This is a genomic window from Microcoleus sp. C2D2, from assembly GCF_036702495.1.
Taxonomy (GTDB): domain Bacteria; phylum Cyanobacteriota; class Cyanobacteriia; order Cyanobacteriales; family Microcoleaceae; genus Microcoleus.
This window is the reverse complement of the sequence record NZ_JAUBTO010000118.1, coordinates 1-1,588: the sequence shown is the minus strand read 5'-3', so window position 1 is coordinate 1,588 and position 1,588 is coordinate 1. Positions and strand designations below refer to the sequence as shown.

General features: G+C 44.1%; 2 protein-coding genes. One reads left to right on the top strand and one right to left on the bottom strand.

Annotated elements, in window-relative coordinates; genetic code table 11:
- Nucleotides 1-213: hypothetical protein (locus QUB61_RS28655; RefSeq protein ID WP_333190223.1), on the top strand; the 213-nt coding region annotated here is incomplete at its 5' end.
- On the opposite strand, the gene QUB61_RS28650 is transcribed toward QUB61_RS28655, so the two are convergent.
- Nucleotides 150-890, bottom strand: a complete 741-nt coding sequence (locus QUB61_RS28650) for an HAD family hydrolase (protein ID WP_333132244.1) — start codon at nucleotides 888-890, stop codon at nucleotides 150-152. The genes QUB61_RS28655 and QUB61_RS28650 overlap by 64 nt on opposite strands.
- Between the last annotated feature and the right edge of the window lie 698 nt (nucleotides 891-1,588).

Sequence of the window (1,588 nt, the reverse complement as noted above, 5' to 3'; positions counted from 1 at the left end):
GCTGCAACCTCTCTTGTGGAACAGGCCGGAAAGCCTGTTCATCAAAGGATTATTGACAATGCAGTTAACACTCAACCATTCAGTTTTTCGACCCCTCCTTCTACAGTCAACAGTCATTCCGGTACGATCGGAATTGATGTGATGTTTGCTCAATCTGCTAAAATTGTAATTTCATCCAAAGATGCGATCGCCACATCAGCTTTTTCCAAATGACTAACCTGGGCCTTCCCCCAACAAATCCCGATACAGCCCGCCGCCTTAGCATTTTTCCCCATCTGAATATCGCCCGCTGAATCTCCCACCATCAAAGTTGCTGCGGGATTTACTCCGAGTTTCTCACAAGCTTGCAAAAACAATTTCGGGTCTGGTTTATGAACCGTTGAATCAACTCCCATTTCTAACTGAATCCAGTCGGCTAATGCGTGGTGTTTCACAAATTTCTGCACGGCCTCAGTCGTAGCAGCCGAAAGAATTCCCAGCTTCAAACCCGCTTCTGAAAGATATTTCAGCACTTCCAAACTACCGACAAATAAAGGAGAAACAGCACTATTTTTAAACATTTGGTCAGCTTCGTCAAAAGCGCGGCGCGCAATAGTTAAAGATTCCAGCCATCCCCTGCCGGTTTCGGCGATGTATCCCGCCGCCACAATCTCATTTTCCCTGCGACTACCGACTGCTAGCAAACCCGTCGGGTCGATGCTGCTGCCTTCGATACCGAAAGCCATTTGTAAAGGCTCTCCAACCCCCGGAATTTGAGCGTCTGCGAGGCGCGCTCGCTTAATCCCCAACAGTCTCAAAAACTCCTGAGAATCCTCTAGAGTGCCGTCTTTGTCAAAGATTACGGCTTCGATATTTGAGAAGGTAATGCCCCGACATTTAATAGTTACCAAGAATCATAACTCCCGAATTTCTATATTTTTTTCTATTTTCTCACGTTGTGTTTTTTTTAGCAATTCTTTTTAGGAATTGTTACTTGCTAACAATAATGTTGTCTTTCTATAGCAATCCTTGCAGGAGTCGTAAATTTTTAACCCCACCCCAACCCTCCCCAAGGCATCGGGGAGGTAGTAAGAAATTCACACATGATTTAGGATTGCTATATAGCAATTCTTGCAGGAGTCGTAAATTTTTAACCCCACCCCAACCCTCCCCAAGGCATCGGAGAGGGAGTAAGAAATTCACAAATGATTTAGGATTGCTATATAAGATAAGGATACAACAATTTTGTGTCTCTACAAAATCAGATTGTATGCGAGCATCTGTAGGAACAGCGCCCGGCCCATTGGTGTCAACTTAAGGCCCAAAGCCTTGAGAAATTTCGTTTTTAACCCAGTCTATATCCCCCTAAATTTCCCTTAAGAAGGGGGACTAAAGAGCGCTTCCGTTTCCCCCCTTCTTAAGGGGGGCTAGGGGGGATCGAGTCTTCGATACCCATGAAATAAACCAGGGTTTTAGGCGATTGTTTACACCAACGAACAATGTTGTGTCCCTACAAAATCAGATTGTATACCACAGTCATTAGTCATTAGTCATTAGTCATTAGTCATTAGTCATTAGTCATTAGTCATTAGTCATTAGTCATTAGTCA